Origin of the sequence: Enterobacter cloacae complex sp. P12RS (assembly GCF_014895875.1) — a bacterium.
GTDB lineage: Bacteria > Pseudomonadota > Gammaproteobacteria > Enterobacterales > Enterobacteriaceae > Enterobacter > Enterobacter bugandensis.
Window position 1 is genome coordinate 156,438 of record NZ_JADBQO010000028.1, and the last position, 22,482, is coordinate 178,919.

Sequence of the window (22,482 nt, forward strand, 5' to 3'; positions counted from 1 at the left end):
GCTCCTTATGGGACGATTATCGTCATTCCCTTTGATTACAATAGCCCTGGCGCGTGACGTTTCACAACACTTCGGCGGAATACCGCACGCATATTGTGAAAATATTTATATTATTGACGCACTAGCCGGCCCGTTGCTGGCACAAAATCGGTGTTGGTGCGCCACGGGTTGATGTCCAGCCCGCCACGGCGGGTATAGCGCGCGTAAACGCTCAGTTTCTCCGGCTGGCAGAAACGCTGAATATCGTTAAAAATACGCTCCACGCACTGCTCGTGAAATTCGTTGTGATGGCGGAACGACACCAGATAGCGCAGCAGTTTTTCCCGGTCAATTTTCGGGCCTCGGTACTGGATCTGCACCGAACCCCAGTCCGGCTGGTGGGTAATCAGGCAGTTGGACTTCAGCAAATGGCTGACGAGCGTCTCTTCAACCACTTTTCCGCTCGCCGCGTTTTCGAGGTAATCGGCGCTGAATTCATAATTCTCCACCTCGATGTCCTGCTCGTCGATGCAGGTTCCGTGGAAGTGGGCGATGGGCTGTCCTTCCAGCTCGTGCAGGCGGTATAACGAGACGGACACGTTCCCCTGCGCGCAGGCGGCTAAATCCCGCTCCAGCGTTTGCTGAACCTCGTCCCAGCTGTTGAATCGGGTCTGGTTGAAGCTGTTGAGATAGAGTTTAAAGCTTTTGGACTCGACCAGGTTCACGCTGGCATAGTCCAGCTCAACGTGGCCCACGGCCACCTGCGGCAGACCGCGCTCGTTAAGCCAGGAGAGTTCGTACAGCGTCCAGATATCGCCGCCGACAAACGGCAATGCGTCCGCATGCAGTCCAAGAGGATCGCGGTTCAGGCTGCGCGGCACGCCCTGCAGCAGGCTTGCATCGTAGGTATCGCGGTAATCGGTCGATTTACCCAGCGTTAGGCCGGTTAACGCCTGATGATTTTCGTAAGACATGTTTCATAGCCACTTTACAGGTACACTTATGGGCAGAGTTTATCCTGTCTTATAAGAAGAGAGAAATCGGTGGACATCGAAACTGCAAATGCCCTTACTACCTTCACAACCCGCTATTGCGACGCGTGGCATGAAAAGCACGGAACATGGCCGCAAAGCGCTGATTTATATGGCGTGCCGTCGCCGTGCATTATCTCTTCGCAGGATGACTATGTTATCTGGCAGCCGAAGCCCAATACCGCTGAGCAAAATGTAAATGCGGTTGAACGGGCTATGGACCTTGTGGTACAACCAGCGGTTCACGCGTTTTATGCCACGCAGTTCGCAGGGGATATGCCCGCGCGCTTGGGTGATTTGACGCTGACGCTGTTGCAGACCTGGAGCGAAGACGATCTGCAGCGTGTTCAGGAAAACCTGATTGGTCATCTGGTCACGCAAAAACGCCTTAAGCTTTCTCCGACGCTCTTTATTGCCACGCTGGACAGCGAACTGGATGTGATATCCGTCTGCAACCTGTCCGGGGAAGTGATTAAAGAGACCATCGGTACCCGCAATCGCGAAACGCTCGCCCCCTCTCTTGCGGATTTCCTTACCCGGCTTGAGCCACTTCTGTAATCCATGATGCTACGACGCGTGTGAGAGATCTCTTACAAGGTTTGTGAGAGATCGCTGGATCATTCAGTATTACCTTATTTAATTCAGATTAATATCACTCTGTTTTTCAAAGAATTAGTTGTTCATCGCATCTTTTTTAGGGATTTCTTACGGCTTACAGTGCTGCAAGGGTGGGTTGTAAGACGAAGCGGAATAGCGGATTCTATCTCCGTCGACAGGACGCCGACATGAGAAACGAACATCAGGATGATGGCGTTTCTTACTCAGGACACGTCAGGATGGCGCTGCAGGAAGGCTTCAGGATGAAGCAAAAGGATAACGCAGGACGCGTAAGGGACACCTCCAGGAAGGAGAACGAGAACCGAACAGGATGGTCGGTGGGTCAGGAAGGCCAGGACGTTTCAGGATGAAACAAACACGTCAGGAAGATGTGTGCAGGATGCAAAAGGTATAAGGATGACCAGGCCTTCGGGCATCAGGAAAAGTTGTCACGGAAGAGCAGGGAGCACGAATTGTAGCTGGAATGCTGCGAAACGAACCGGGAGCACTGTTTTTACAGTGCTCCCTTTTTTATTTCTGTCTTCCGCAATGCTATGCTGCGCGCCGTTCACTTTTTCAGTTGAGGTTACTATGACGCAACACGATAGCGTTCGTGCTCAGTTGCACGCCATCGAAGCCCTTTTGCGCCAGCATCAGCTGTGGCAGGAGACCGCGCCGAATCCGGAAGCGTTTGCCAGTACCCAGCCATTCTGCCTGGATACGCTGGCACCGTTCGAGTGGCTCCAGTGGGTATTAATTCCGCGCATGCACGCGCTGCTGGAAGGCGGCCACCCTTTGCCGCAGGCGTTCGCCGTTTCTCCCTACTATGAAATGGCGCTTGAGGCGACGCACCCTGCTCGCGATGTGATGCTGGTTGAGCTGGAAAAACTGGACGCCCTGTTTGCCGGTGAAGAGGCATGACGCTGGAAATCCTCTATCAGGACGAGTGGCTGGTGGCGGTGAATAAACCGTCTGGCTGGCTGGTGCACCGCAGCTGGCTGGATCGCGATGAGAAAGTGGTGGTGATGCAAACCGTGCGCGATCAGATTGGTCAGCATGTGTTTACCGCGCACCGCCTCGACAGACCGACTTCCGGCGTGCTGCTGATGGGGCTTTCCAGCGAGGCGGGCCGCCTGCTGGCACAGCAGTTCGAACAGCACCAGATCCAGAAGCGCTACCACGCGATCGTTCGTGGCTGGCTGACCGAATCCGCCACGCTGGACTATCCGCTGGTGGAGGAGCTGGACAAAATCGCCGATAAATTTGCCCGCGATGACAAAGGCCCGCAGCCCGCGGTGACGGATTATCGCGGCATGGCGACAACGGAAATGCCGGTAGCAACCAGCAAATTCCCCACCACGCGCTACAGCCTGGTTGAGCTTTTGCCCAAAACCGGACGCAAGCACCAGCTTCGCCGCCATCTTGCGCACCTGCGCCACCCGATTATTGGCGACAGCAAGCACGGCGATCTGCGCCAGAACCGCAGCGCGGCAGAGCATTTTGGCTGTAACAGACTGATGCTGCACGCCAGCGAGCTTAGCCTGATTAACCCGTTTACCGGTGAACCACTGATTATTCGTGCCGGGCTGGACGACGTCTGGATGCAGGCGCTGTCACAGTTTGGCTGGCGGGGACAACTCCCCGAAAATGAAAGGGTTGAGTTTGTATCAGGCAACGTTCAGGATGAACGGTAAGCGCAATAATTACGGGAGCAAAGCATGGCTGAAGTAGGCATTTTTGTCGGCACAATGTACGGCAACTCGCTGCTGGTAGCGGAAGAGGCTGAGGCGATTTTGACAAGCCAGGGCCATAAAGCCACGGTCTATGAAGACCCGGAGCTGGCGGACTGGGAAAAGTATAAAGATAAATACATTCTGGTAGTGACCTCCACCACCGGTCAGGGCGATCTCCCGGACAGCATCGTGCCGCTTTTCCAGGGCATTAAAGATCGGCTTGGCTACCAGCCGGACGTCCACTACGGCATTATTGCCCTCGGCGATAGCTCTTACGCCAACTTCTGCGGCGGCGGCAAGCAGTTCGATGCGCTTCTTCAGGAACAGAGCGCCCAGCGCGTCGGCGAGATGCTGTTGATTGATGCCGGTGAGCATCCTGAACCCGAAAGCGAGTCGAACCCGTGGGTTGAACACTGGGCAACGCTTCTTAAATAGTTTCGTAGGCCGGGTAAGGCGTAGCCGCCACCCGGCAACAAAGCCGCATCAAATCCTCAATTCCGTGAAGTATCTTCCACTGCTTTGGGCTTATGCCTCAAACCACGTTCCCCACACTCCTCAATGTTGTGTTTCTGCACGGTGAGCGAACCTGTCACTCCTTCATATACTTTTCCGGTCACAATAAAACGGCTTCAGGCCGTACTAAAACGACAAAACTTATCTCATTCTGATTACCCTACCGGTGCTGTACAGAATGAACAGGCGAAAGCTATGTTTCAGGAGTGCAACAATGAGTACATTAAGCCACGCAGCGAGCAGCGCTGAAAAGCGCACTAATGCCCGCTACTGGATAGTGGTGATGCTGTTTATCGTCACGTCCTTTAACTATGGTGACCGCGCCACGCTGTCGATTGCCGGCTCGGAAATGGCAAAAGACATCGGCCTTGATCCGGTGGGCATGGGTTACGTTTTCTCTGCATTCTCGTGGGCCTACGTCATCGGCCAAATTCCTGGCGGCTGGCTGCTGGACCGTTTTGGCTCTAAACGCGTCTATTTCTGGTCCATCTTTATCTGGTCTGCTTTTACCCTTTTGCAGGGTTTCGTCGATATCTTCAGCGGCTTTGGCATCATCGTGGCGCTCTTTACGCTGCGCTTTCTGGTAGGCCTGGCGGAAGCCCCTTCCTTCCCGGGCAACAGCCGCATTGTCGCGGCCTGGTTTCCTGCGCAGGAGAGGGGAACAGCGGTGGCAATTTTTAACTCCGCCCAGTATTTCGCAACGGTGATCTTTGCACCCATTATGGGCTGGCTGACGCATGAGGTGGGCTGGTCGCACGTCTTCTTCTTTATGGGCGGGCTTGGGATCGTCATCAGCTTTATCTGGCTGAAAGTGATCCACGAACCGAATCAGCACCCTGGCGTGAACAAGAAGGAGCTGGAATACATTGCTGAGGGCGGGGCGCTGATCAATATGGATCAGAAATCTGACAAAGCAAAAGTCCCCTTCAGCCAGAAATGGGCGCAGATCAAGCAGCTCGTCGGCTCGCGCATGATGATCGGTATCTATCTCGGCCAGTACTGTATCAACGCTTTAACCTACTTCTTTATCACCTGGTTCCCGGTTTATCTCGTGCAGGCGCGCGGCATGTCGATCCTCAAAGCGGGGTTTGTTGCCTCGGTCCCGGCAATCTGCGGCTTCATCGGCGGCGTGCTTGGCGGGGTCATTTCCGACTGGCTGATGCGCCGCACGGGTTCGCTGAACATCGCGCGTAAAACGCCGATTGTGCTCGGCATGCTGCTTTCCATGACCATGGTGTTCTGTAACTACGTCAGTGCCGAGTGGATGATTATCGGCTTTATGGCGATGGCCTTCTTCGGCAAAGGGATTGGCGCGCTGGGCTGGGCGGTGATGGCGGATACGGCACCGAAAGAGATCAGCGGCCTGAGCGGCGGTCTGTTCAATATGTTCGGCAACGTTTCCGGGATTGTTACACCTATCGCTATCGGCTACATCGTCGGCACCACGGGGTCTTTCAACGGCGCGCTGATCTACGTTGGTGTGCATGCCCTGGTGGCGGTGCTGAGTTACCTGGTGCTGGTGGGCGATATTAAACGCGTCGAACTTAAACCTGTCGTGGAGCGCGGATGATGACAACACAATCAAGCCCTATCGTCACGGAAATGAAAGTTATCCCGGTGGCCGGTCAGGACAGCATGCTGCTCAATATTGGCGGCGCGCATAACGCATGGTTTACCCGCAATATCGTGGTGCTGACCGATAGTGCAGGCAATACCGGGGTAGGGGAAGCCCCCGGCGGGGAAGTGATCTACCAGACCCTGGTAGAGGCTATTCCACAGGTCGTGGGTCAGGAAGTGGCTCGTCTGAACAAGGTGGTTCAGCGGGTGCATAAGGGCAATCAGTCGGCGGACTTTGATACCTTCGGCAAGGGCGCGTGGACGTTTGAACTGCGCGTCAATGCGGTCGCCGCCCTGGAAGCGGCGCTGCTGGATTTACTCGGTAAAGCCCTTAACGTTCCGGTCTGTGAACTGCTGGGGCTAGGCAAACAGCGCGATGCGGTCACCGTGCTGGGCTATCTGTTCTACGTTGGCGATCGCAATAAAACCGATCTCCCCTATCTGGCTCGCTCACCGGGCGACCACGACTGGTATCAGCTGCGCCATCAGGAAGCGCTCTCCGGCGAGGCGGTGGTCCGGCTGGCTGAAGCTGCGCAGGATCGCTACGGCTTTAAGGATTTCAAGCTGAAAGGCGGCGTGCTGCCCGGCGAGCAGGAGATTGAAACGGCCCGGGCGCTGAAAAAACGCTTCCCGGAGGCGCGCATCACCGTTGACCCGAACGGCGCCTGGCTGCTGGATGAGGCGATTAGGCTGTGTAAAGGTCTCGGGGACGTGCTGACCTACGCGGAAGACCCGTGCGGCGCCGAGCAGGGCTTCTCAGGCCGCGAGGTGATGGCCGAATTCCGCCGCGCAACCGGGCTGCCGGTTGCGACCAATATGATCGCCACCAACTGGCGCGAAATGGGCCACGCGGTGATGCTAAACGCCGTCGACATTCCGCTGGCAGACCCGCACTTCTGGACGCTCTCCGGCGCGGTGCGCGTGGCGCAGCTGTGCGATGACTGGGGCCTGACCTGGGGCTGCCACTCCAACAACCATTTCGATATCTCGCTGGCAATGTTTACCCACGTTGGCGCGGCGGCGCCGGGTAACCCGACCGCCATCGACACCCACTGGATTTGGCAGGAAGGCGAAGCTCGCCTGACGAAAAATCCGCTGGAGATCAAAAACGGTAAAATTGCCGTACCCGATGCGCCGGGGCTGGGCGTGGAGCTTGACTGGGATCAGGTTCATCAAGCCCATGAGGCGTATAAAAAGCTACCGGGCGGCGCGCGTAACGACGCGGGCCCGATGCAGTACCTTATCCCCGGCTGGACATTTGACCGTAAGCGCCCTGTTTTTGGACGTCACTGATAAAAGGATTACACGATGAGTACTTTTACGACCCCTGTCGTCACTTCCATGCAAATCATTCCGGTCGCAGGTCATGACAGCATGCTGATGAACCTGAGCGGGGCGCATGCGCCGTTCTTCACGCGCAATATTGTCATTATCAAAGACAATGCCGGCCATACCGGCGTGGGTGAAATTCCAGGCGGGGAGAAGATCCGCAAAACGCTGGAGGATGCCATTCCGCTGGTGGTGGGCAAAACGCTGGGTGAGTACAAAAATGTCCTCAACACCGTGCGCAACACCTTTGCCGATCGCGATGCCGGCGGCCGCGGTCTGCAAACCTTCGATTTGCGCACCACTATCCACGTGGTGACCGGCATTGAAGCCGCGATGCTGGATCTGCTGGGCCAGCACCTGGGCGTTAACGTCGCGTCGCTGCTGGGCGAGGGCCAGCAGCGCAGTGAAGTGGAGATGCTCGGCTATCTGTTCTTTGTCGGCGACCGCAAGCTGACGCCGCTGCCGTATCAGAGCCAGCCAGATGAGCAATGTGACTGGTACCGCGTACGTCACGAAGAAGCGATGACCCCGGATGCGGTGGTGCGGCTGGCAGAAGCCGCGTATGAAAAATATGGCTTCAATGATTTCAAACTGAAAGGCGGCGTGCTGGCGGGGGAAGAGGAGGCGGAAGCCATTACCGCGCTGGCAAAACGTTTCCCGCAGGCGCGCGTGACGCTGGATCCGAACGGCGCGTGGTCGCTTGATGAAGCGATCGATATTGGCAAGCAGCTGAAAGGCGTGCTGGCGTACGCGGAAGATCCGTGCGGGGCTGAGCAAGGCTTTTCGGGCCGCGAAGTCATGGCGGAATTCCGTCGCGCTACGGGGCTACCGACCGCGACCAATATGATCGCCACCGACTGGCGTCAGATGGGGCACACGCTCTCTCTGCAATCGGTGGATATCCCGCTGGCGGACCCGCACTTCTGGACAATGCAGGGCTCGGTGCGCGTGGCGCAGATGTGCCACGAGTTTGGCCTGACCTGGGGCTCGCACTCCAACAACCATTTTGACGTGTCGCTGGCGATGTTTACCCACGTTGCCGCCGCCGCGCCGGGCACCATTACTGCTATCGATACGCACTGGATCTGGCAGGAGGGTAACCAGCGCCTCACCAAAGAGCCGTTTGAGATCAAAGGTGGCATGGTGCAGGTGCCGTCCACGCCGGGGTTGGGCGTTGAACTGGATATGGATCAGGTAATGAAAGCACACGAGCTGTATCAAAAACACGGTCTGGGCGCGCGCGACGACGCGATGGCGATGCAGTACCTGATCCCTGACTGGACATTCGACAATAAACGTCCGTGCATGGTACGATAAACGCATTGGGACCGCTCCCATGAGCGGTTTCCTACGTGGTATATGCTTAACGTAACGACTATGCGTAAGGATGGCTTATGAAAATTGTTATCGCACCGGACTCGTATAAGGAAAGTTTGAGTGCGCTTGAGGTTGCGACAGCGATCGAGCGCGGTTTTTGCGAGATTTTCCCTGAGGCGGAGTACGTCAAACTGCCGGTCGCTGATGGCGGTGAAGGCACGGTTGAGGCGATGATCGCGGCAACCCGGGGACGCATTGTGCACGTTCCGGTGACCGGTCCGCTGGGCGAGCGCGTGGACGGGTTTTATGGGATATCCGGTGACGAGCAGAGCGCCTTTATTGAAATGGCGGCGGCAAGCGGTCTGGAACTGGTAGCCCCTTCACTGCGTGACCCTCTGAAAACGACCTCCTGGGGCACGGGGGAACTTATCCGCCACGCGCTGGATGCGGGCGTTAAGCATATCATCATCGGTATCGGCGGCAGCGCCACCAATGACGGCGGCGCCGGGATGGTGCAGGCGCTGGGGGCGAAGCTGCTGGACGACAATGAACAGCCGCTGGGGCAGGGCGGGGGCGAGCTGGATAAGCTTGCGCGGATCGACCTGAGCGGCCTCGACCAGCGTCTGGCGGAGTGCCGGATAGAAGTCGCCTGCGATGTGACGAATCCGCTCACCGGTAAGGATGGCGCGTCAGCGGTATTTGGCCCGCAAAAGGGCGCCACACCCGAGATGATCGTCACCCTGGACAACGCGCTTGCGCACTATGCGAGAGTCATTGCCCGGGATCTGGACATTGATGTGCTCAACCTTGCTGGCGGCGGTGCGGCGGGTGGCATGGGCGCGGCGCTGTACGCTTTTTGTGGCGCGCAGTTGCGCCAGGGCATTGAGATTGTGACCGATGCGCTAAACCTGGCAGACCAGGTGGCTGATGCGGATCTGGTGATCACCGGGGAAGGCCGCATCGACAGCCAGACGATCCATGGCAAAGTGCCGGTAGGAGTGGCGAAAGTGGCGAAACGCTTTAATAAGCCCGTTATCGGTATTGCAGGCAGCCTGACGGCGGATGTTGGCGTGGTACACGATCACGGCTTAGACGCGGTGTTTAGCGTGATCTACACCATCTGCTCGCTGGAGGACGCGCTGGAAAATGCCAGCGCGAATGTACAGATGGCCGCAAGGAATATCGCGGCGGTGCTGAAAGTAGGGCAGGCATTTTAACTGTGATTGCCGGGTGGTGGCTTCGCCTTACCCGGCCTACGTTAGCGCACCTGTAGGCCCGGTAAGCGTAGCGCCACCGGGCTTTTACCTCAGCTCCCCAACACCTTCATTGCTTCCCGCGTCACGTTATCCATCTCATCCAGCAGTTCCAGGAACTCCGGTTCAAGCTCCGATTCCGGCGTACCCGCGCGCAGCTGCTGCTCCAGCAACTGGCAGAGGTTTTTCAGCCGCGGTACGCCGCTGTAGCCGCAGCTGCCGTGCAGCTTGTGGATCGCTTCCAGCAGCTCTTCCGGGTTCTCGCCCACCAGCTGTTCTTCAACCTTATTACGGATCTCCGGCAGAAACGCGACCAGCATTTGCAGCATCTCGCGTGCTAAATCGGGTTTCCCTGCCGCCTGGCGCAGCGCCAGTTGCCAGTCAAAGGTCGCATTTTGATTAATGCTTACCTCAACCGGCTCGCTGAAAACCGTATATGTTCCGCCAATGTGCCCCGGCTTATAGCGTAACAGCAGGTTAAGAAGCTTCTCTTCGTCGATAGGTTTCGCCAGGTAATCATTCATCCCGGCGCTCAGCAGCTTCTCTTTCTGACCGGCCATCGCATGCGCGGTGACCGCAATCACCGGGGTTTGCTGCTGATGCGGGAGCTGGTGGATCAGCTCGCAGGCACGAATGCCATCCATGCCCGGCATCTGAATATCCATCAGAATTAAGTCGAACTGCATCTGTTTAGCCAGTTCAACCGCCTGGGCGCCGCTGGTACACAGCTCAACATGCTGAACCTGGTCTTCCAGCAATACGCCAATTAGCTTCAGGTTTGCCGGATTATCATCCACCGCCATCACGCTCATGGGCAGTTTTTGCTCGTCGTTAATCAACGGCAGTGCGTGCTGGCTAAGACGGCAATACTCCGTGAGGGCGGGCAGCAGGCGGGTCGCGGTGAGTGGTTTAAGCAGGCACGCGGCCGCACCGTCGTTTTTCAACTCTTCCGCATTAAGCTGGGCGTGGCAGGGCAGCGCCAGCAGCAGATAGTCGGTCATCGACGCGGCTTTCGCCAGCCGCTCCTGCTGCATGGTCAGCTCGCCGGTGAAGGTCACCGGGATCCCCATCAGCAAAATGTCGTAATGATCAACGGCCAGGGCTGAGAAGGTTGGACTGTAAACCACCTCCAGCGGCGTGGTGCTTAAGATATCCAGCGCGCACTGCGCCGCTGCCGCGTTAGGCTCGACGTAGGCCAGGCGCTTACCTTTCAGACAGTCCGTCACCGGGCCGTCGGTCAGCACGTTCGGATTGAGGTCGAGGTTAATATGGAACCAGAAGGTTGAGCCGCGGTTTGGCTGGCTGTGGAAAGAGATATCGCCGCCCATCTCGTTTACCAGTCTCTGCGTGATCACCAGCCCCAGACCGGTGCCGCCATGGCGGCGGGAAATGCTGGCGTCCGCCTGACGGAACGCCTGGAACAGACGCGACTGATCCCGCTCCGGAATGCCGATACCGGTATCGCGGATTTGAACCTCAATCTGCACCTTGTTATTACTGATGGCGCGTTTTTCTACCAGGATGTCGATGTTGCCGCTTTCGGTGAATTTAATGGCATTCCCGACAAGATTGGTAATGACCTGCTGCAGGCGCAGCGGATCGCCAATAACGTTGTCCGGCACGTCGTTTTTAATATTGAGCGTTAGCTCAAGGCCCTTGTCGTGCGACGAGTGCGCGAGCAGCGTCACCACTTCATCGAGCGTACTGCGCAGCGGGAACGGGATGCTCTCCAGAATCAGTTTACCCGCCTCCAGCTTGGAGAAGTCCAGCACGTCGTTAATGATCGCCAGCAGGTTATTGGCCGAACGTTCAATGGTGTGCAGGTGATCGCGCTGAGTTGGGTTGAGCTCGCTTTTCAGGGTCAGGCGGGTAAAGCCGATCACGCCATTCAGCGGCGTACGCAGCTCGTGCGACATATTGGCCAGAAACTCAGACTTGATACGCGCCGCTTCCTGAGCGCGCTTTTTCGCCAGATCCAGCTCAACGTTCTGGATCTCCATCTGCTCCAGCGTTTCGCGCAGGTCAGAGGTGGCCTGGTCAACGTTATGCTGCATCTCTTCGTGATAGGCCGCCAGCGACATCGCCATCGAGTTAATGCCGTTTTTCAGCATATCCAGCTCGCCCAGCATAAACCCTTCCACGCGGCTGTCGAGCTGTCCCCGGCGGATGCGGTCAACGGTATTAACCATGTTGCGGATGGGGCCCGTGACGTCGCGCATCAGACGCCAGCCGAAGATCAGCGCAATACCAATGCAGAACAGCATCATCACGCCGGAGATAAAAATTTCTTTGTACTGCTGCAGCCGTACCGACTTGAGATCCAGTTCAAGCGCTACATATCCCAACATGTTATTGCTGGATTTGGCATCGGATTGCGCAGACTCATCGGGTGAATAGCTTTCCGACACGATCGGCGTGCGCAGGATCATGATATCGCCGCGCCGCAGTACGGTGAGGTGGCGCGGGAATGGCGTTCCGTCCGGGATTTTCAGGGCCGCCGGATCGAGATGAAAGTTTGAGGTGACAAACAGGCGGTTATGTTCGTCGTAGACGGAAATGGCACGGACGATATCCGAGTGGCGGCGGTGGAGCACGCTGATTAACTGCCCAATGGATTCGCGGTTTTGCAGGTTCATGCCGTACTCGCTGGAGACAGCAAGCGGTTCGATAATGCTGGCACCCGCGTCCTCCAGCTGTCGCTGCAAATCGTTATAGCGGTGCACCACAAAGAAGATACTCAGCAGCAAACCGATGAGAACGGTGGGGGCGAGGATCAAAATCATCATGCGCGCGCGCAGGCTGTAGTTGGTCATGGCGTTCCGTTATGGGACAATTAAGATAATTATGTTTATGTGAGAAAAATCTCGGCGATGGCGCAATTCTACTCTGCAAAGCGACGCGTGACGACGCGTCAAATCATTACTGTTGAAGCCACGGACCTTGATCCGTTTGGTCAGGGAGTGGCTCGTCACAACGGTAAGACTCTGTTTATAACAGGTTTGCTGCCAGGAGAACGAGCAGAAATTACGCTGACGGAAGACAAGCGTCAGTACGCGCGCGGACAGGTGAAGCGTCGCCTCAACGCGAGCCCGGAGCGCGTGGAGCCCCGCTGTCCCCATTTTGGCGTGTGCGGAGGCTGCCAGCAACAGCATGCGAGCACAGAATTACAGCAAAAAAGTAAAAGCCGCGCGCTGGCGCGCCTCCTTAAACACGAAGTTGACGAGATTATCGCCGATGAGCCCTGGGGCTATCGCCGCCGCGCGCGCCTGAGCCTGAGCTATCAGCCCAAAACGGAGCAGCTGGAGATGGGTTTTCGCAAAGCGGCCTCCAGCGATATTGTTGACGTGAAGCGGTGCCCCATTTTGGTGCCCCATCTTGAGGCGTTACTTCCGGACGTGCACCGCTGTCTTGCATCGCTCGACGGGGTGCGTTCATTGGGCCACGTTGAACTGGTGCTGGCGAACAACGGCCCGCTGATGGTGCTGCGCCACATCGCGCCGCTGTCGAAAAAAGATCGCGAAAAACTGGAACGCTTTTCGCATTCTCATGAGCTTGCGCTTTTCCTCGCGCCGCAAAGCGAGATACTTGAACAGGTATCGGGCGAAGCTCCCTGGTATGCGTCAGACGGGCTACGCTTAACGTTCAGTCCGCGTGATTTTATCCAGGTCAACGACGGCATAAACCAGCAAATGGTGGCGAAGGCCCTGGAATGGCTTGACGTACAGCCCACTGACCGTGTGCTCGATCTGTTCTGCGGGATGGGTAACTTTACCCTGCCGCTGGCGCGCAGAGCGGCAAGCGTGGTCGGGGTGGAAGGCGTTGAGGCGCTGGTGGTCAAAGGTCAGGAAAACGCAGAGCAGAACGGCTTGCAAAATGTGACATTCTTTCATCAAAATCTTGAGGAAGATGTCACTCAACAGCCGTGGGCAAAGCAGGGTTTCGACAAAATCCTGCTCGACCCGGCGCGTGCAGGCGCCCCAGGCGTCATGGCGCATATTATTAAACTCGCGCCCAGGCGTGTGGTCTATGTTTCCTGTAACCCGGCCACGCTTGCCCGTGACAGTGAGGCGTTAATCAGCGCGGGTTACCAGATTCGGCGTCTGGCAATGCTGGACATGTTCCCGCACACTGGACATCTGGAATCGATGGCGTTGTTCGAGCACATCTAATTTGTTTGGCTTGTCGACTTCGACAGGCCCTGGTCCCTAAAGGAGAGGACAATGGTTGCGGTAAGAAGTGCACATCTCAATAAAGCTGGGGAGTTTGACCCACAAAAATGGATCGCAAGTCTGGGAATTTCCAGCCAGCAGTCGTGTGAACGCTTAACCGAAACCTGGGCCTACTGTCTGCGCACCACGCAGGGACACCCGGATGCCGATCTGCTCTTATGGCGCGGCGTGGAGATGGTTGAAATCTTGTCCATGCTGAACATGGACATCGAAACGCTGCAGGCCGCGCTGCTCTTCCCCCTCGCGGATGCGGATGTGGTCAGCGAAGATGTGCTGCGCGACAGCGTCGGCAAATCCGTCGTTGCGCTGATCCACGGCGTGCGCGATATGGCGGCCATTCGCCAGCTAAAAGCCGCGCATACCGATTCCGTCTCCTCTGAGCAGGTTGATAACGTCCGCCGGATGCTGCTGGCCATGGTGGATGATTTTCGCTGCGTGGTCATCAAGCTGGCCGAGCGTATTGCCCATCTGCGTGAAGTGAAAGATGCGCCGGAAGACGAGCGCGTGCTGGCCGCCAAAGAGTGTACGAACATCTATGCGCCGCTGGCGAACCGCTTAGGTATTGGTCAGCTGAAATGGGAGCTGGAAGATTACTGCTTCCGCTATCTGCATCCGGCAGAATACAAGCGCATTGCCAAACTCCTGCATGAGCGCCGTATCGATCGTGAGCACTACATCGACGAGTTTGTCAGCGGGCTGCGCCAGGCCATGAAAGAAGAGAATGTGCGTGCCGAAGTTTACGGTCGGCCTAAGCACATCTACAGCATCTGGCGCAAAATGCAGAAGAAACACCTCGCCTTTGACGAGCTGTTTGACGTGCGCGCCGTGCGTATCGTGGCGGAGCGTCTGCAGGATTGCTACGCCGCGCTGGGGATAGTACATACTCACTTCCGCCACCTGCCGGATGAATTTGACGACTATGTCGCGAACCCAAAACCGAACGGCTACCAGTCTATCCATACCGTGGTGCTTGGCCCCGGCGGCAAAACGGTCGAGATTCAAATCCGCACCAAACAGATGCACGAAGACGCCGAGCTGGGCGTAGCCGCGCACTGGAAGTACAAAGAGGGCACTTCTGGCGGGGCACGCTCCGGCCACGAAGACCGCATCGCCTGGCTGCGCAAGCTGATTGCGTGGCAGGAGGAGATGGCCGACTCCGGCGAGATGCTGGACGAAGTGCGCAGCCAGGTCTTTGATGACCGCGTCTACGTCTTTACCCCGAAAGGGGACGTTGTCGACCTGCCGGCTGGCTCCACGCCGCTCGATTTTGCCTACCACATCCACAGCGACGTGGGGCACCGCTGCATCGGGGCGAAGATCGGCGGACGTATCGTGCCGTTTACCTATCAACTGCAGATGGGCGACCAGATTGAAATCATTACCCAGAAGCAGCCAAACCCGAGCCGCGACTGGCTTAACCCGAACCTCGGTTACGTCACCACCAGCCGCGGGCGCTCCAAAATTCACGCCTGGTTCCGCAAGCAGGATCGTGACAAAAACATTCTTGCCGGTCGCCAGATCCTTGACGACGAGCTGGAGCATATCGGGATCAGCCTGAAAGAAGCAGAGAAATTCCTGCTGCCGCGCTACAACTTCAACGAGCTGGACGAGCTGCTGGCGGCGATTGGCGGCGGTGATATTCGTCTGAATCAGATGGTCAACTTCCTGCAGGCCCAATTCAACAAGCCTAGCGCGGAAGAGCAGGACGCGGCGGCGCTGAAGCAGCTGCAGCAGAAAACCTATGCCCCGCAGCAGCGCAGCAAAGACAACGGCCGCGTGGTGGTCGAGGGTGTGGGCAACCTGATGCACCACATTGCCCGCTGCTGCCAGCCGATTCCGGGGGACGATATCGTCGGCTTTATCACCCAGGGGCGCGGGATCTCGATCCACCGCTCCGACTGCGACCAGCTTGCCGAACTGCAGTCCCACGCGCCGGAGCGTATCGTGGAAGCGGTCTGGGGTGAGAGCTACTCCGCCGGTTACTCGCTGGTGGTGCGCGTCACCGCCAACGATCGCAGCGGGCTGCTGCGCGACATCACCACCATTCTCGCCAACGAGAAGGTCAACGTGCTGGGCGTTGCCAGCCGCAGCGATACCCGCGAGCAGCTTGCCACCATCGATATGACCATCGAAATCTACAACCTGCAGGTGCTCGGCCGCGTGCTGGGCAAACTGAACCAGGTGCCGGATGTGATTGACGCGCGTCGTCTGCACGGCGGCTAAACATCCTCTTCCGTAGGCCGGGTAAGGCAACGCCGCCACCCGGCATTTTTTCATCAGGACAGAACTATGACTCAAATCGACCGCCTGCTCGGCATCATGAAACGCCTGCGCGACCCGGAAAACGGCTGCCCGTGGGACAAGGAGCAGACTTTCGCGACCATCGCACCCTATACCCTCGAAGAGACCTATGAGGTGCTGGACGCCATTTCCCGTGAAGATTTTGACGACCTGCGCGGTGAACTCGGCGACCTGCTGTTCCAGGTAGTGTTCTACGCCCAGATGGCACAGGAGGAAGGGCGCTTTAACTTTGACGATATCTGTGCCGCTATCAGCGATAAGCTGGAGCGTCGCCATCCGCATATCTTTGGCGATGCCACTGCAGGAAACAGCGCAGAGGTGCTGGCACGCTGGGAGCAGATTAAAAGCGCCGAGCGCGCTGAAAAGTCCCAACACTCTGCGCTGGACGACATCCCGCTGAGCCTGCCCGCGCTGATGCGCGCCCACAAAATTCAAAAGCGCTGCTCGGCGGTAGGATTTGACTGGGATTCCCTGGGACCCGTGCTGGATAAAGTGCATGAAGAGATCGACGAAGTGATGCACGAAGCGCAGCAGGCGGTGGTCGATGAAGCAAAGCTGGAGGAAGAGATGGGCGACCTGCTGTTCGCCACCGTCAATCTTTCTCGCCATTTAGGGGTAAAAGCGGAAACCGCCCTGCAAAAAGCCAACCTGAAATTCGAACGACGCTTTCGTGAAGTCGAGCGGATTGTGGCCTCGCGCGGCCTGGAAATGACCGGAATTGACCTCGACGCGATGGAAGAAGTCTGGCAGGAAGTAAAACGCCAGGAATCTGATCTCTAACGGAATTTTGCGATCAAGCGCAATTTGTGTGATTTTTTAAATGACAAGCGCTTGATTTGCGTCAAAAACATTTACCCAAAAGGGGCTATTTTCTCACTCCTTATGTTTGTCATGGCCTGGAATGGAGACGGAGAATGAAAGTTTGTGGCGCTCGCCGTGTTCGGGTATACTACTTTCCCGTCCTGGTTATTCCATCGTTTCACCCTAACTTCTCAGGTTCAGCATGACAACGAACTATATTTTTGTGACCGGCGGGGTCGTATCCTCTCTGGGTAAAGGCATTGCCGCAGCCTCCCTCGCAGCCATTCTTGAAGCCCGTGGCCTCAATGTGACCATGATGAAACTGGATCCGTATATCAACGTCGATCCTGGCACCATGAGCCCAACCCAACACGGGGAAGTGTTCGTTACTGAAGACGGCGCTGAAACCGATCTGGATCTTGGCCACTACGAGCGTTTCATTCGTACCAAAATGACCCGTCGTAACAACTTTACGACTGGCCGCATCTACTCTGACGTTCTGCGTAAAGAGCGCCGCGGTGACTACCTGGGCGCGACCGTGCAGGTTATCCCACACATCACTAACGCCATCAAAGAGCGTGTCCTTGCCGGTGGCGAAGGGCATGACGTTGTGCTGGTTGAAATCGGCGGTACCGTGGGTGATATCGAATCCCTGCCGTTCCTCGAAGCGATTCGTCAGCTGGCGGTAGACATTGGTCGTGAACACGCGCTGTTCATGCACCTGACGCTGGTGCCTTACATGGCGGCGGCAGGTGAAGTGAAAACCAAACCGACTCAGCACTCCGTTAAAGAACTGCTCTCCATCGGTATTCAGCCTGACATCCTGGTTTGCCGTTCCGATCGTGCCATTCCGGCGAACGAACGTGCGAAAATTGCATTGTTCTGTAACGTGCCTGAAAAAGCCGTTATTTCAATGAAAGATGTCGATTCCATTTATAAAATCCCGGGCCTGTTGAAATCACAGGGTCTGGACGATTATATTTGTAAACGATTCAGCTTGAACTGTCCGGAAGCTAACCTGTCTGAATGGGAACAGGTTATTTATGAAGAAGCGAACCCGGCAGGCGAAGTGACTATCGGTATGGTCGGCAAGTACATCGAACTGCCGGACGCCTATAAGTCCGTTATCGAAGCGCTGAAGCACGGTGGTCTGAAGAACCGCGTCTCCGTGAACATCAAGCTGATTGATTCGCAGGATGTTGAAACACGTGGCGTTGAAATTCTGAAAGATCTGGATGCTATCCTCATCCCTGGCGGCTTCGGCTACCGTGGTGTTGAAGGCAAGATCGCCACTGCACGCTATGCGCGTGAAAACAATATTCCATACCTCGGCATCTGCCTGGGTATGCAGGTTGCGCTGATCGAATTTGCGCGCAACGTAGCGGGAATGGAAAACGCGAACTCTACGGAATTTGTGCCAGACTGTAAGTACCCTGTCGTGGCGCTGATTACGGAATGGCGCGACGAAGACGGTAACGTCGAAGTCCGTACCGAGAAGAGCGATCTGGGTGGCACTATGCGTCTTGGCGCGCAGGCCTGCCAGCTGTCCGACGATAGCGTGGTTCGCAAGCTGTACGGCGAGCCGGTCATCACCGAGCGCCATCGTCACCGCTATGAAGTCAACAATATGTTGTTGAAACAAATTGAAGCCGCGGGCCTGCGTGTTGCGGGTCGCTCCGGGGACGATCAGTTAGTCGAGATCATCGAGGTGCCAAACCATCCGTGGTTTGTTGCCTGCCAGTTCCACCCGGAATTTACTTCAACGCCGCGTGATGGACATCCGCTGTTTGCAGGCTTCGTGAAAGCCGCCAGCGAGTACCAGAAGCGTCAGGCGAAGTAAAAAAGTTAGAACGGCAACGCGTACCAACGGTACGCGTTGTTTGTCTGGAGTTTTAGTTTAACTTGTACTGAGGAAAATCTAATGTCCAAAATCGTTAAAGTCATCGGTCGTGAAATCATCGACTCCCGTGGTAACCCGACCGTTGAAGCCGAAGTTCATCTGGAAGGTGGTTTCGTCGGTATGGCAGCTGCTCCATCAGGTGCTTCTACGGGTTCCCGTGAAGCGCTGGAACTGCGTGATGGCGACAAATCCCGTTTCATGGGCAAAGGCGTACTGAAAGCGGTTGGCGCTGTTAACGGTCCTATTGCTCAGGCTATCGTTGGTAAAGATGCCAAAGATCAGGCTGGCATCGACAAGATCATGATCGATCTGGACGGTACTGAAAACAAATCTAACTTCGGTGCGAACGCAATCCTGGCCGTTTCCCTGGCGAACGCCAAAGCAGCAGCCGCTGCTAAAGGTATGCCACTGTTCGAGCACATCGCTGAACTGAACGGCACCCCAGGCAAATACTCTATGCCTGTACCAATGATGAACATCATCAACGGTGGTGAGCACGCAGACAACAACGTTGATATTCAGGAATTCATGATTCAGCCAGTTGGCGCGAAAACCCTGAAAGAAGCGGTTCGTATGGGTTCTGAAGTGTTCCACAACCTGGCTAAAGTTCTGAAAGCTAAAGGTATGAACACTGCTGTTGGTGACGAAGGTGGCTACGCGCCAAACCTGGGTTCTAACGCAGAAGCACTGGCTGTTATCGCTGAAGCGGTTAAAGCAGCAGGCTACGAGCTGGGCAAAGACATCACCCTGGCGATGGACTGTGCAGCATCTGAATTCTACAAAGACGGTAAATACGTTCTGGCTGGCGAAGGCAACAAAGCGTTCACCTCCGAAGAGTTCACTCACTTCCTGGAAGACCTGACCAAACAGTACCCAATCGTTTCTATCGAAGACGGTCTGGACGAGTCTGACTGGGATGGTTTCGCATACCAGACCAAAGTACTGGGCGACAAAATCCAGCTGGTTGGTGACGATCTGTTCGTAACCAACACCAAGATCCTGAAAGAAGGCATCGAGAAAGGCATCGTTAACTCCATCCTGATCAAATTCAACCAGATCGGTTCTCTGACCGAAACGCTGGCTGCGATCAAAATGGCGAAAGACGCTGGCTACACCGCTGTTATCTCTCACCGTTCTGGCGAAACTGAAGACGCGACCATTGCTGACCTGGCTGTTGGTACCGCTGCTGGCCAGATCAAAACCGGTTCTATGAGCCGTTCTGACCGTGTTGCTAAATACAACCAGCTGATTCGTATCGAAGAAGCGCTGGGTGAAAAAGCACCTTACAACGGTCGTAAAGAGATCAAAGGCCAGGCATAATTGCTTAAGCCTTAACATGAAAATGCCAGTCGAATGACTGGCATTTTTTTTGGTTATTTAAAATCGACCGCCATCTGCTCGGGAATGGTTAGTCCCCGGGTGGTTTGCACGCAGCGGGCGATATAATCCGTAAAACGAGGTGGCTTCGGCATCCCCATGCTGAGCAGCTTATCGTTGCTGAAGCGCACGTTCAGCGTGGCAAAGGCACCGTATAAGCGCATCGCTCTCAGCATCAGACGTTCGTTGCACGGACCAAAAATGGTTTTCAGTTCACGGCGCATTTTGACCAGCGTTTCGTAGCTGACCTGCGCGTACTTATCGCCAACGGGCGCTTTCTCCAGCGCCTGCGCCATTGCCCGATCGATATCCGCAAAGCGAACGCTGTTCTCTTCCCCGGCAGAAATGTGTACCACTTCCCCCGGACGCGCGTTGCTGCTCAGCAGCATTAACATTGCGTCGGCGCAATAATCTACCGGGACAACGTCGATCCGGTCTTCCATCGAGCACATAAACTTCTGCAGCATCAGGCCCATGCTGAAGACCCAAAAGATACTGCTCGACGGCGTGCAGCCGTGGCGGGTATGGCCGACGACGATGGACGGACGGGCGATGAGCAGCGGCAGGTTAGGACATTCCTGGCGCATCAGCTGTTCGATGGTTGACTTCGAATACGTATATTCCACCAGGTGCTCAGCGTTTTCTCTGAATTCCGCACTTTCGGCGACCAGCGAATCCTGCTCCGGCGTGCATGACATTGCGGTGCCTACATGCAGGAAACGCTGCAGCCCTGCGACCTGCTCCATGCGGCGCGCCAGCGCTAGCGTACCCTCTACGTTCACCTTCCAGATCAGCGGGTTATTGCCAAATGACGCAACTGCCGCGCAGTTAACGACATGCGTAACCTGGTCCAGACGGGGATCGTTCAGAAAGGCTTCCGGCTGGCTAAGGTCGCCGATGAGGATATTATCCACGCTCAGGGAGGCCAGTTTCTCCTCAGAAATGTTGAACTTACGCATGTTCTCCTGCACGCGCGCCAGCCCGCTTTGCGGATCGCCGGCACGGGCAAGCAAAAGGAGTTTTACGGATTGATCGCTGGTCAGGATTTTTTCAAGTACTGCACCGCCCAGAAACCCGGTCACGCCTGTAATTAATAACATCTTCATTATTACCGTCTCATTATGATTGATGAGGCGGATTGTAGGCGCGCAAAAGTAAACGGCGTTTAAATAATAAAACGCCGGGACCGACAGCGTCTTAAGCTTATTTTAAGGAAAGGAAATCAGGTGAAAATATTGGACATTGCAGAAGGCGGAAAAATTCAATTTATTCATGTTTTTATTTTAACTTATTGATTTTAATCTGTTTTTGTCTCTTGGGTGGCGCGATGGAAATAATTCAAACTGTAATAAACAAAATAATTTGTTACACCAAACATTTATCATATAAATGAATTGAGCCCTGCTTAAGTAAAATTGAGCAAAATAAAACGCAGGCTATTTTATTTAGCCTGCGAAGGGTTTTCAGAGCAGAAGAGGAAGCGTGGCGCTGGCCGTTTGCTGGCTGACGTCAGCGTAATGACCATCCAGCGCAATCATGGATGTCGTAAGTAATTCGACCAGCAGCATCACCCCAACTTTGGCATTGAGCGCGCCCGCGCTAAGAGGGCCTTCTGGCTTGGCGGCCACCAGCAGCATATCGCTAAGAGACGCCAGCGGGCTGCGGGGCGTGTTGCTGAGCGCCAGAACCTTCACCCCGCGCTTGCGGGCAAGTTTCACCACGTGAAGTAAATCTCGCGTTGAACCGGAACTGGAGATCGCCACCACCAGCGTCTCTGCCGAAAGCGTGGTCGCATTCATGGCTGCGCGGTGCATATCGCTAAACAGCTGTGCGGATTTACCCAGCCTTAATAACTTGTAATGCAGATACTCCCCGAGGATCGCGCTGGCCGCGACGCCATAAATCTGCACGGACTGCGCCTGATGCAGCGCCAGTGCGGCTTTTTCAAGCAGCGCGCGGTCGAGGAGTCTCGCGGTATCCTGCAAAGCCTGCACCGATTCATCCACCACGCTGTCAATCTCATCCCCCGCCTGACGCGCGGGCTGGCCCTGCTGAATATCCAGCGCCAGCGCCATTTTGAATTCGTTATACCCCTTGCACCCCAGCGTCCGGCAAAGACGCGTCACGCTGGCCTCGCTGGTGTGGCTCTCTCGCGCCAGTTCGGTGATGGTCAGGTAGAGCACCCGGGCAGGGTCGCTGAGGACAAACTCACCGAGTTTTTGTTGCGTTGGGCTGTACCCGGAAGCCTCCTGGCGGAGCTTCAGCAGCAGGTTTTCATGGTCCGACATGCCACGTCCTTAATGTGTTTCACTGCGACTAGTGTGGCGGAAAGCGGGGGAAAGATGCCAGTCATTTTAAAAAAGTATGATCGGCCTCCTGGTTTGTGATGATAATTTTCACTATAAAATATTTATATGGTAAAAATTTTCATCTTTTAATGGGGGGATGAAAAAATGATGCAAATATTCAGTGGCGCTTCGTCGGGTGGATGTTTTGAAAAAGCGC

18 protein-coding genes are annotated in these 22,482 nt (G+C 55.9%); 14 read left to right on the plus strand and 4 right to left on the minus strand.

Features of this window, described 5'->3' with window-relative positions; all coding sequences use genetic code 11:
• Positions 1-110: 110 nt before the first annotated feature.
• A complete protein-coding gene (queF, locus tag IM284_RS16660) occupies positions 111-953 on the minus strand; it encodes an NADPH-dependent 7-cyano-7-deazaguanine reductase QueF (RefSeq protein WP_047367474.1) in 843 nt (280 codons plus the stop codon).
• A 69-nt stretch (positions 954-1,022) separates the two neighbouring features.
• Between queF and syd the strand changes: the two genes are divergently transcribed.
• From syd to IM284_RS16705, 9 genes are all read left to right on the plus strand, one after another.
• Positions 1,023-1,568: a SecY-interacting protein gene (syd, locus tag IM284_RS16665; protein WP_028014266.1), complete on the plus strand. Its 546-nt coding sequence runs from the start codon at positions 1,023-1,025 to the stop codon at positions 1,566-1,568.
• 227 nt (positions 1,569-1,795) lie between these two features.
• A complete protein-coding gene (locus IM284_RS16670; RefSeq protein WP_045261317.1) occupies positions 1,796-1,978 on the plus strand; it encodes a hypothetical protein in 183 nt (60 codons plus the stop codon).
• Between the two features lie 220 nt (positions 1,979-2,198).
• Positions 2,199-2,528 carry a YqcC family protein gene (locus IM284_RS16675; RefSeq protein WP_028014265.1) on the plus strand — a complete coding sequence of 110 codons (330 nt, stop codon included), beginning with the start codon at positions 2,199-2,201 and terminating at the stop codon, positions 2,526-2,528.
• A complete protein-coding gene (truC, locus tag IM284_RS16680; RefSeq protein ID WP_047367475.1) occupies positions 2,525-3,301 on the plus strand; it encodes a tRNA pseudouridine(65) synthase TruC in 777 nt (258 codons plus the stop codon). The genes IM284_RS16675 and truC overlap by 4 nt, the downstream gene beginning before the upstream one ends.
• 24 nt (positions 3,302-3,325) lie before the next feature.
• A complete protein-coding gene (locus IM284_RS16685; RefSeq protein WP_028014263.1) occupies positions 3,326-3,775 on the plus strand; it encodes a flavodoxin in 450 nt (149 codons plus the stop codon).
• Positions 3,776-4,067: 292 nt separating this feature from the next.
• The gene (gene gudP / locus IM284_RS16690) at positions 4,068-5,423 is read left to right on the plus strand and encodes a galactarate/glucarate/glycerate transporter GudP (protein WP_041908405.1); all 1,356 of its coding nucleotides are present in this window, start codon (positions 4,068-4,070) and stop codon (positions 5,421-5,423) included.
• Positions 5,423-6,763, plus strand: a complete 1,341-nt coding sequence (locus IM284_RS16695) for an enolase C-terminal domain-like protein (protein ID WP_048338849.1) — start codon at positions 5,423-5,425, stop codon at positions 6,761-6,763. The genes gudP and IM284_RS16695 overlap by 1 nt, the downstream gene beginning before the upstream one ends.
• A gap of 15 nt (positions 6,764-6,778) precedes the next feature.
• Positions 6,779-8,116, plus strand: a complete 1,338-nt coding sequence (gene gudD, locus IM284_RS16700) for a glucarate dehydratase (RefSeq protein ID WP_045261271.1) — start codon at positions 6,779-6,781, stop codon at positions 8,114-8,116.
• 77 nt (positions 8,117-8,193) lie between these two features.
• Positions 8,194-9,333, plus strand: coding sequence for a glycerate kinase (locus tag IM284_RS16705; protein WP_047367477.1), 1,140 nt, complete (start codon positions 8,194-8,196; stop codon positions 9,331-9,333).
• 89 nt (positions 9,334-9,422) lie between these two features.
• On the opposite strand, the gene barA is transcribed toward IM284_RS16705, so the two are convergent.
• Complete coding sequence (barA, locus tag IM284_RS16710; protein ID WP_047367478.1) at positions 9,423-12,182, minus strand: two-component sensor histidine kinase BarA; 2,760 nt, start codon at positions 12,180-12,182, stop codon at positions 9,423-9,425.
• Positions 12,183-12,239: 57 nt separating this feature from the next.
• Between barA and rlmD the strand changes: the two genes are divergently transcribed.
• The 5 genes from rlmD to eno all read left to right on the plus strand — a co-directional run bounded on the left by rlmD (position 12,240) and on the right by eno (position 19,920).
• Complete coding sequence (gene rlmD / locus IM284_RS16715; RefSeq protein WP_047367479.1) at positions 12,240-13,538, plus strand: 23S rRNA (uracil(1939)-C(5))-methyltransferase RlmD; 1,299 nt, start codon at positions 12,240-12,242, stop codon at positions 13,536-13,538.
• 51 nt (positions 13,539-13,589) lie between these two features.
• Positions 13,590-15,821 carry a GTP diphosphokinase gene (gene relA, locus IM284_RS16720; RefSeq protein ID WP_028014256.1) on the plus strand — a complete coding sequence of 744 codons (2,232 nt, stop codon included), beginning with the start codon at positions 13,590-13,592 and terminating at the stop codon, positions 15,819-15,821.
• A gap of 66 nt (positions 15,822-15,887) precedes the next feature.
• Entirely contained in the window at positions 15,888-16,679 is a 792-nt protein-coding gene (mazG, locus tag IM284_RS16725) for a nucleoside triphosphate pyrophosphohydrolase (RefSeq protein ID WP_045261274.1), read from the plus strand.
• 223 nt (positions 16,680-16,902) lie between these two features.
• Positions 16,903-18,540, plus strand: a complete 1,638-nt coding sequence (pyrG, locus tag IM284_RS16730) for a glutamine hydrolyzing CTP synthase (protein ID WP_028014254.1) — start codon at positions 16,903-16,905, stop codon at positions 18,538-18,540.
• Positions 18,541-18,621: 81 nt separating this feature from the next.
• Entirely contained in the window at positions 18,622-19,920 is a 1,299-nt protein-coding gene (eno, locus tag IM284_RS16735; protein ID WP_006811784.1) for a phosphopyruvate hydratase, read from the plus strand.
• A 53-nt stretch (positions 19,921-19,973) separates the two neighbouring features.
• Here the strand turns inward: eno and IM284_RS16740 are convergent, their stop codons facing one another.
• Positions 19,974-21,083 (minus strand): SDR family oxidoreductase, encoded by a 1,110-nt coding sequence (locus IM284_RS16740; protein WP_041908416.1) that lies wholly within the window; start codon positions 21,081-21,083, stop codon positions 19,974-19,976.
• Between the two features lie 357 nt (positions 21,084-21,440).
• Positions 21,441-22,265: a MurR/RpiR family transcriptional regulator gene (locus tag IM284_RS16745; protein ID WP_028014252.1), complete on the minus strand. Its 825-nt coding sequence runs from the start codon at positions 22,263-22,265 to the stop codon at positions 21,441-21,443.
• Positions 22,266-22,482 lie beyond the last annotated feature (217 nt).

Coding starts and splice junctions, on each gene's coding strand:
- queF (WP_047367474.1), bottom strand. CDS start 953: ATGTCTTACGAAAATCATCAGGCGTTAACCGGCCTAACGCTGGGTAAA.
- IM284_RS16670 (WP_045261317.1), top strand. CDS start 1,796: ATGAGAAACGAACATCAGGATGATGGCGTTTCTTACTCAGGACACGTC.
- IM284_RS16675 (WP_028014265.1), top strand. CDS start 2,199: ATGACGCAACACGATAGCGTTCGTGCTCAGTTGCACGCCATCGAAGCC.
- truC (WP_047367475.1), top strand. CDS start 2,525: ATGACGCTGGAAATCCTCTATCAGGACGAGTGGCTGGTGGCGGTGAAT.
- IM284_RS16685 (WP_028014263.1), top strand. CDS start 3,326: ATGGCTGAAGTAGGCATTTTTGTCGGCACAATGTACGGCAACTCGCTG.
- gudP (WP_041908405.1), top strand. CDS start 4,068: ATGAGTACATTAAGCCACGCAGCGAGCAGCGCTGAAAAGCGCACTAAT.
- IM284_RS16695 (WP_048338849.1), top strand. CDS start 5,423: ATGACAACACAATCAAGCCCTATCGTCACGGAAATGAAAGTTATCCCG.
- gudD (WP_045261271.1), top strand. CDS start 6,779: ATGAGTACTTTTACGACCCCTGTCGTCACTTCCATGCAAATCATTCCG.
- IM284_RS16705 (WP_047367477.1), top strand. CDS start 8,194: ATGAAAATTGTTATCGCACCGGACTCGTATAAGGAAAGTTTGAGTGCG.
- barA (WP_047367478.1), bottom strand. CDS start 12,182: ATGACCAACTACAGCCTGCGCGCGCGCATGATGATTTTGATCCTCGCC.
- rlmD (WP_047367479.1), top strand. CDS start 12,240: ATGGCGCAATTCTACTCTGCAAAGCGACGCGTGACGACGCGTCAAATC.
- relA (WP_028014256.1), top strand. CDS start 13,590: ATGGTTGCGGTAAGAAGTGCACATCTCAATAAAGCTGGGGAGTTTGAC.
- mazG (WP_045261274.1), top strand. CDS start 15,888: ATGACTCAAATCGACCGCCTGCTCGGCATCATGAAACGCCTGCGCGAC.
- pyrG (WP_028014254.1), top strand. CDS start 16,903: ATGACAACGAACTATATTTTTGTGACCGGCGGGGTCGTATCCTCTCTG.
- eno (WP_006811784.1), top strand. CDS start 18,622: ATGTCCAAAATCGTTAAAGTCATCGGTCGTGAAATCATCGACTCCCGT.
- IM284_RS16740 (WP_041908416.1), bottom strand. CDS start 21,083: ATGAAGATGTTATTAATTACAGGCGTGACCGGGTTTCTGGGCGGTGCA.
- IM284_RS16745 (WP_028014252.1), bottom strand. CDS start 22,265: ATGTCGGACCATGAAAACCTGCTGCTGAAGCTCCGCCAGGAGGCTTCC.